Source organism: Chryseobacterium sp. SN22 (assembly GCF_008329705.1).
GTDB lineage: Bacteria > Bacteroidota > Bacteroidia > Flavobacteriales > Weeksellaceae > Chryseobacterium.
In genome coordinates this window covers 1-7,926 of the sequence record NZ_VTSX01000049.1, presented here as the reverse complement: position 1 = coordinate 7,926, position 7,926 = coordinate 1, and the positions used below count along the sequence as shown (strand labels likewise).

Sequence of the window (7,926 nt, the reverse complement as noted above, 5' to 3'; positions counted from 1 at the left end):
CCGTTAATTATAAATTTTTTACATTTACACCAAACACGAAAAAATGCTGATCAAAGTTTACGGAAGTGCCATCCATGGCGTTGCGGCACAGACCATTACCATTGAAGTAAATATAGATACCGGCGGTGTAGGCTATCATTTGGTAGGCCTTCCCGATAATGCCATTAAGGAAAGCAGCTACCGGATCTCTGCAGCCCTGAAAAATGTGGGCTTTAAAATTCCCGGTAAGAAAATCACCATCAATATGGCTCCCGCTGATCTCCGGAAAGAAGGAGCAGCGTATGACCTGAGCATTGCCATCGGCATCCTGGCCGCCTCGGATCAGATCCAGGCTGAAAATATTCACGAATACATTATTATGGGAGAACTTTCTCTGGATGGGACTCTACAGCCGATTAAAGGCGTATTGCCGATTGCCATTCAGGCTAGGGAGGAAGGTTTTAAAGGCATCATCCTTCCGAAGCAGAATACCCGTGAAGCAGCGATTGTGAACAGCCTGGATGTCTATGCGGCAGAAAACATCAAAGAGGTCATCGACTTTTTCAACGAAGGGAAACCGCTCCCGAAAATCGAAATCGATACCCGGAAGGAGTTCCAGGAAAAGATCAATGATTTTCCTTTTGACTTTTCTGAAGTGAAAGGACAGGAAACTGCAAAACGCGCCATGGAAGTTGCGGCTGCAGGAGGACACAATATCATTCTGATCGGGCCGCCCGGAAGCGGCAAAACGATGCTGGCTAAAAGGGTGCCGAGCATTCTGCCTCCGCTTACCTTAAAGGAAGCCTTGGAAACAACCAAAATCCATTCGGTCGCCGGAAAAATGGGAACCGAAACCTCCTTAATGACCGTACGCCCCTTCCGCTCACCACACCACACGATATCCGACGTCGCTTTAGTTGGTGGCGGAAGTTACCCGCAGCCCGGAGAAATTTCACTGGCCCACAACGGCGTATTGTTTTTGGATGAAATGCCGGAATTTAAAAGAACCGTTCTTGAAGTAATGCGTCAACCTCTGGAGGACCGAGAAGTTACTATTTCCAGAGCAAGGTTTACGGTAAACTATCCGGCAAGCTTTATGCTGGTGGCTTCCATGAACCCGAGCCCAAGCGGCTTCTTCCCCGATGACCCGAACAATACTTCTTCCGCTTATGAAATGCAAAGGTACATGAGTAAACTGTCCGGGCCGCTCCTGGACCGTATCGACATTCATATTGAAGTGCAGAAGGTAGAATTTGAACAGCTGGCAGAACGGCGGAAAGGGGAAAAAAGCGAAGCTATCCGAAAACGGGTTCTTGTTGCCCGCGAGACCCAGAGAGAGCGATATAAAGATTTAAAAATAAGTTACAATGCGCAAATGGGGCCAAAAGAGCTTGAAAAATTTTGTCAGTTGGACGAATCTTCATTCAGCCTGATTAAAATGGCAATGGAAAAACTTAACCTCTCAGCCCGTGCTTACGACCGGATCCTGAAAGTGGCCCGGACCATCGCCGATCTGGAAGAATCTGAAAATATCTTATCTCACCATGTTTCAGAAGCCATCCAGTACAGAAGCCTGGACAGAGAATTCTGGAACGCGTAGTGATGAACAGGCATGTACGTCAATTCAGATAAGTTGAAAATTCATCATACACTTGCAAAGCAAAATTGACTATTGACTTTATTTTCTTTAATTAAAATATAACACGTCGAGTTTTGTCGCTTTGACCATTGATATTTGTATTATAGAAAGACAACATGAGTGGCCATTAATGATTGTCTGAAACTATGCTAAATTAAAAATATTACAATGAGTACAACAGACGAAATTATTTTATTAACGGATGAATTTACAGGATTAGAATATTCCTGGAAAAGAATTGGAAGTGCTGATCCGAACGCAGATAATGTACTAACGAAAAACATTGGAAACTACAAGTATGAAAGGATGTTTGAAGTTGCTGATGTCAGATGGTGGGGTATTATGGGAGATTCTACTGATGAAAGTACAAAGCTTAATCAAATGCTTGCTGATATTAAAGATAACAAAAAGGTAAACGAAATTGCCTTTTATGGTTTGGAAAAAGTAGTTGTAGATTCTACTTTAGATATTCAAAGAGGTGATTTAATTATTGATGGTAAAAATTGTGAACTTTCAGCCAGTTATGAAACAGATATTGTGATTTTTAATATTGATAACACAAATAATCAATATGTCGCAAATAATATCTGTATTAAAAATTTTATTTCCGGAAATAAAACCACTGCCCAAACATTTGTTAAAGCAAAGTCAAGTCATTACTTAAGGGTTACCGACTGTCGCTTTGAAGGAATGAAATTAGGAATTGATTTACAGGACTGTTATTTTACCAAAATTAACTCTGTGTATTTTCAATCCGTTTATCAAGCATTTAAATTTTATAATGCAACAAATGCATTTAATGTTACTAATATGAAAGTTCATGGCGCGGGAATTCCATCAGAAATTACCAATACAACTACCGGTGGAAATATTTCAGGATCCAGCTTTGAAGATGCTTCCGGCAGATTAATTTTAGACCGGTGTTTTGGGCTCAACATTACTGGAAATTATTTTGAGGGGTACAATGAAAATAAAGTTGACACTTATATTTTGTTAAATCCTAATTCAAATTATGAGTGGGCCGCAGGCATTAATATTTCTGGGAATCTTTTTTATACAGGGGCTATGCAGGCTCTTAAAATGCATAAAGTAGCCGGTATTTCCATTACAGGAAATTATTTTGGGACCTTGCATGCCGTGAGAATTAATGCTGATAAGAGCGACTGGTCACAATCAACGCAGAAAAATATTAATTACAGTGGTAATGCCTGGAGGTATACGCCATCCCAGCAGGTTGGTATCCCAGCAACTGATTCTTCTGAATTCATAGGAGATTTTGACGTTGAGCGGGCAAATATCTCACCGGAATGGAATGTGCCGATTATTTTTACCCCGCAAGTTTTTCATGGCAGGTATTTTGAGGATGGGGATCATCAGATTGCAGCAAGTAAAATAGACAGTTCTACACATGCAAACTATATGACCCATACTTGGCAAACAAATGGAAAAAAGTCCAAAGCTTATTTGAATGGTTCAATTGATTTATTTGATAAACAATTTATTGCCAATGAAAGCATTATCATTGATATTGAGCCTTTTGGATATGGAAGTACATTAGGTACCTTGTTAATTCATAATTCATCAGGAGGTTTTGCAATGTTTTTATGGCAAAGAAATATTAACAACACTGCAAAAACAGGATATTTTAAGGAGATTACTAATGATCTAGGAATTTCAGTAATACATAATGATGGATCTATTACCTTTACCAATGGTTCTAACGGACAATATCTTAAAGCAGAATTAAAAGTATAATTAAACAGAAGCCGTTCATAAATAGAGCGGCTTCTTTATTTTTAATATATTATTATAACACGTCGAGTTTTGTCGCATTAAGGCTTCATATTTGCGGAAAACATCGATTTATATGAAAACATCTGCAGAAACATTTAATCATCATCCGGAAGTAAAAACAACAAATAAGATATTATCCAGAAGCTTTGCGCCTTACGAAAGTGCCGTGATTGGCATTCATTTTTCCGATTTTAAGGATGATTCAGCTTTACTGATAATAAAAAATGACAGAGGTGAATCTGCCCAGTTTTCATGGCAGCAGAATATTGTTTCAAGCCATATTGAGAAAGGGTATTTTAAAGAAGTGATGAATGATCTGGGGATTACGGTACATCATCGTGAAGATTCGATTACAATAATTAACGGCGGGGCACAGCAATTCCTGACTGCAGAACTGAAAGTATAGGAGTCAGGATTTAAATTCCTTTTTTCCCGGACAGAATCATCGTGACCATTTTAGCTTTCCGACTTTCCCTGGTTTCCGGCTTCTTGGCTTCCTGAATCCAGCGGATATACTCTTTTCTATGGGTATAACTCATTTTGTCAAACAAGCTTTTTGCTTCCGGATTTTCGTTAAAAATGACGGCAATATCATCGGCGATTTCAACAATCCGCTCTTCTCTGTCTTCTATTAAAGAAACCGAAACTTCATCACCAAAAGTTTTCCCCAGCTGTTTCCGGATGTCCTGCGTAAGACCCAGAATATGATATTCTGACTTCATTTTTGCCAGGCTGCCACGGTACTCTACCCTGCTATCAAAGACCGCTTTGATTTTTACCTGCCCTTTTTTGTTGAACAATTCCTCGGTAGAAAAAGGAAATTCTACAAAGGCAGCATTCATAGTTTCGTGTTGCCTGATAACGGCTTTAAAATGTATAGAATCTGTTTTCATACTTGATCTCTTATCATTGCTATTTTAAAATCCTGAGCTCTCAATACTTAAACTAAAATAGTACAATTTCAACAATAAAAGAACCGCGAAAGAAAACTTTCGCGGTTCTTAAAATTATCTATGAAGATTATTTCTTTTTGCCTTTGGCAGGAGTAGCCTTAGGCATTTTTGTTTTGGTATCGGCCGGGGTATTTTCATCTTTCACCAACTGTAACTCGTCGATCAGTCTTCTGGCACCGGCATATTTGTCAATGGTCCAAAGAACGAAACGAACGTCTACGTTGATGGTTTTCTGCCATTCCGGTTCGAAAACGATATCTCCGCTTAATGCTTCGCTGTTTCCGTCGAAAGCAATCCCGATCAGGTTTCCATCGGCATCGATTACCGGAGAACCGGAGTTACCACCGGTAATATCGTTATTGGAAAGGAAGTTTACCGGCATATAACCTTTTGCATCGGCATATTGTCCGAAATCTTTCAGGTTATAAAGATCGATCACTCTTTGCGGAAGATCAAACTCTTCGTCTCCTTTCTTGTATTTTCCTACAAGACCAGTCATATCCGTATAATAGTTATCGGTAATCCCGAAATAGTTTCTGTCTTCCCGGATTGGCAGTTTATCTACTGTTCCGTAAGTTAATCTCATGGTAGAGTTTGCATCCGGATAGAATTTTTTCTCAGGCATCGCCTTCATCAATCCCGCTAAGAACAATCTGTTGTTTTTTGCAAAATTGTCATCGATTTTCACGAATCTTTCCGCAGAAGCTCTCTGATCAGCTACGATGCCATTGGCAATCTTCCAAAGCGGATCGGCATCCAATTTCAAGGCATCTGGATTCAGCATGAAATTCGTCGCAGAGGTTTTGGTTGCGAAGATGGAAGAATAGGCTACATTTGAAAGGTTTTTGGCATCAAGACCCATGATCGTTTCAGAAGCCACATCTTTGTTTACTCTCTGCTGGTAAAGGTTCACCATAGAATTCATCATCTCCCCTTCCAGTTTGGTATTGATGTTTTCGTATGCCGTTTTTAAAGCAGCCTCTACTTTGGGCTTCATAGCCAGTCTTCCGGCCATATCCTGCTTGGCATATGCCTGAAGAACACTTCCCAACTGAAGAGCCAGCGTGAAATACTTGGAATTTCTTGAAAGCTGCGTCATGTACATTCTTTCCACATTACGGTCTGAAGTCTGCTTATAATAAAGCCCGATATCTTCCAGAACCGTTTCGTTTTCCATTATATTCGCAGGCTGTACTGCCCATGTTTTGAAACGCTCTTCGATTTTCTGCTTGTCTGCAATTGTTCCGTTTTTGATAACGGCATCGATCGTCCCCTGTCTGTTTTTCCAGTAGTTGGCTACGGAAGCATATTGGGAAGCATAGTTAAGCTGCGTTCCTTTATCTTTATCCATGTACTTCTTCATTACATCCATAGCAAGTTTGGAAGCTTCTACCCAGGCCGGATAGTCTTTGTTTACCATCTGCTGGATTCCGTAAGAAGTCAGGTAACGGTTGGTTCTTCCCGGATATCCTAAGATCATGGAGAAATCACCCGGTTTTACGCCTTTAAGAGAAACCGGCAAAAAATGCTTAGGCTTCAAAGGAACGTTGCTTGGAGAAAACTCCGCAGGGTTTCCTGCTGCATCGGCATAAACTCTGAAAACGGTAAAGTCTGCCGTATGTCTCGGCCACTCCCAGTTGTCGGTATCCCCTCCGAACTTTCCCAGGGCTGAAGGCGGAGCACCTACCAGACGGATGTCTTTGTAATCCTGGTATACGAAATAGTAAAACTCGTTTCCGTTGAAGAAATCCCTTACAACAACCGTGTATTTTCCGTTTTCAGAGTTCTCAGACTGGATCGCTTTCGTTTCAGCATCGATTACAGCTTTACGCTCTGCAGCAGACATATTGTTGTTCAGTTTGGAGTTGATTCTTTGGGTAGCATCATCCATTCTTACCAAAAATCTCACATAAAGATCTTTCGCATTGAATTCATCTTTTTGCTTCATGGCCCAGAACCCGTTTTTCAGATAATCTTTTTCAGGAGTTGAAGCTGCCGCTACGGCACCGTAACCGCAGTGGTGATTGGTAAAAATAAGACCCTGGTTGGAAACGATTTCCCCTGTACAGAACCCTCCGAAGCTCACGATGGCATCCTTAAGGCTTGAATTGTTGACAGAGTAAATTTCTTCCGGTGTAAGATGCAATCCTTCTTTTTGCATATCTACCCCGTTGAGTCTTTTGACGAGCATTAACAACCACATTCCCTCGTCTGCCCGCATCTGGGCAAAGCTTAAAAGGAAAGTGAATAGCAGTAATATTCTTTTCATTGTATTAAATAATTTTTGTGTCGCTAATTTACTAAATTTTTACGGTTCCACGCCTGTGATGGTATCAAAATGGATTTAAGGCGTTTGTGAAAAGAATAGCACTTGCCGTTTCGGGTTTTTTAGCGTTGGCTTTTGTACTCAACTGTTCTTCTGCAGCCCGTATTACTCTACCGCTTGAACGGGAATGGATGCTGGTTTCTTTTAAAAATTATCCGAAGGAAGATTTGATCCGGCATCAGGCCAAAATCAATCTTAAAGCCCCTGCTGAAGACGGTGAAATTAGAGGCGGTGCTTTTATGGGATGCAACAAAATGTTTTTTACGGCCGTGTTTAAAAAGAACGGAACCGCAAAATTTTCCGACATCGGTTCCACACTGATGGCCTGCCCGGATATGAAGCTTGAAGATGATTTTTCCGAAAGTTTCGAAACGATGCAGCATTACCATCTGGAAGGCCATTTTCTGGTCTTAGATGATAATCAAGGAAACATCATGAAATTTATTGCTTCGGACTGGGATTAAATTCTTTGGTCTGGGAAGGGCTTTTCATTTAATATTATTATTTGCTAAGAGGCTTTCACATTTTCCTACTGTTTACTTCTTTTTAACCATGTCTAACTACAATAGCATTTGACAACCCTTTATTGTACCAGCCTAACTCCTTACAAAAGTTTCTTTTAAACTGTATTTGGGACGAATCTGCTTATTTCTTTCTGCTTAGAGTAAAAAGGTTAATTTTTATTATTCGGTTCTTATTACCGGATTTGATTTAGATCAAAAAGAATTGTACAAATATCTTAAAGCCATTTATGAGAAAGAGTACAATCACCCTCTATCAGTCAACTGAATCTTTTACATCCGCATCTTGTAGCATTACTTTATTGATAGTAAACATTTTTACCCGGAGCCTTGATCCTGCTAGCCACAGTTACTCTTTGTACCATGGCTTTCGGCTTTCCCTAATCTGTCTTACTTTCCAGCGTATGTTACGGGGTATGCGGTTTCTATCAGGGCTAGGGGCAGATAGTTCAGCACGGGTCTGCTGCAGGTAAAGTTCGAGCAATAAATAATAAGTAAGCAATAGTGCATTATAATCAGAGTTGCCTTTTTATTGGCGGGTTGGGGGCTAGACTCCCGGTGTCTTTATATTCTGTTTTTTTGTTGGGGTACGGATATAAAAAAACCTCACACATTTACTGTATGAGGTTTAAAATAAAAACTGGCGGCGACCTACTCTCCCGCTATTCGCAGTACCATCGGCGCTGGTGGGCTTAACTTCTGTGTTCGGAATGG

6 protein-coding genes are annotated in these 7,926 nt (G+C 40.5%); 4 read left to right on the top strand and 2 right to left on the bottom strand.

Annotated features, from left to right (window positions below; all coding sequences use genetic code 11):
• Nucleotides 1-43 precede the first annotated feature (43 nt).
• The 3 genes from FY557_RS19770 to FY557_RS19760 all read left to right on the top strand — a co-directional run bounded on the left by FY557_RS19770 (nucleotide 44) and on the right by FY557_RS19760 (nucleotide 3,818).
• Nucleotides 44-1,579, top strand: a complete 1,536-nt coding sequence (locus FY557_RS19770; protein ID WP_149248947.1) for a YifB family Mg chelatase-like AAA ATPase — start codon at nucleotides 44-46, stop codon at nucleotides 1,577-1,579.
• A 207-nt stretch (nucleotides 1,580-1,786) separates the two neighbouring features.
• Nucleotides 1,787-3,373, top strand: a complete 1,587-nt coding sequence (locus FY557_RS19765; protein WP_149248946.1) for a hypothetical protein — start codon at nucleotides 1,787-1,789, stop codon at nucleotides 3,371-3,373.
• A 112-nt stretch (nucleotides 3,374-3,485) separates the two neighbouring features.
• Nucleotides 3,486-3,818 carry a hypothetical protein gene (locus FY557_RS19760; protein WP_149248945.1) on the top strand — a complete coding sequence of 111 codons (333 nt, stop codon included), beginning with the start codon at nucleotides 3,486-3,488 and terminating at the stop codon, nucleotides 3,816-3,818.
• A 10-nt stretch (nucleotides 3,819-3,828) separates the two neighbouring features.
• Here FY557_RS19760 and FY557_RS19755 read toward each other — a convergent pair whose 3' ends face one another.
• Both FY557_RS19755 and FY557_RS19750 read right to left on the bottom strand, forming a co-directional pair.
• On the bottom strand, nucleotides 3,829-4,305 hold the full coding sequence (locus tag FY557_RS19755; RefSeq protein WP_149248944.1) for a YdeI/OmpD-associated family protein: 477 nt from the start codon (nucleotides 4,303-4,305) through the stop codon (nucleotides 3,829-3,831).
• A 127-nt stretch (nucleotides 4,306-4,432) separates the two neighbouring features.
• Nucleotides 4,433-6,634, bottom strand: a complete 2,202-nt coding sequence (locus FY557_RS19750) for a S46 family peptidase (RefSeq protein WP_149248943.1) — start codon at nucleotides 6,632-6,634, stop codon at nucleotides 4,433-4,435.
• Between the two features lie 86 nt (nucleotides 6,635-6,720).
• Here FY557_RS19750 and FY557_RS19745 point away from each other — a divergent pair, with 86 nt between their 5' ends.
• The gene (locus tag FY557_RS19745) at nucleotides 6,721-7,155 is read left to right on the top strand and encodes an META domain-containing protein (protein ID WP_149248942.1); all 435 of its coding nucleotides are present in this window, start codon (nucleotides 6,721-6,723) and stop codon (nucleotides 7,153-7,155) included.
• Nucleotides 7,156-7,926 lie beyond the last annotated feature (771 nt).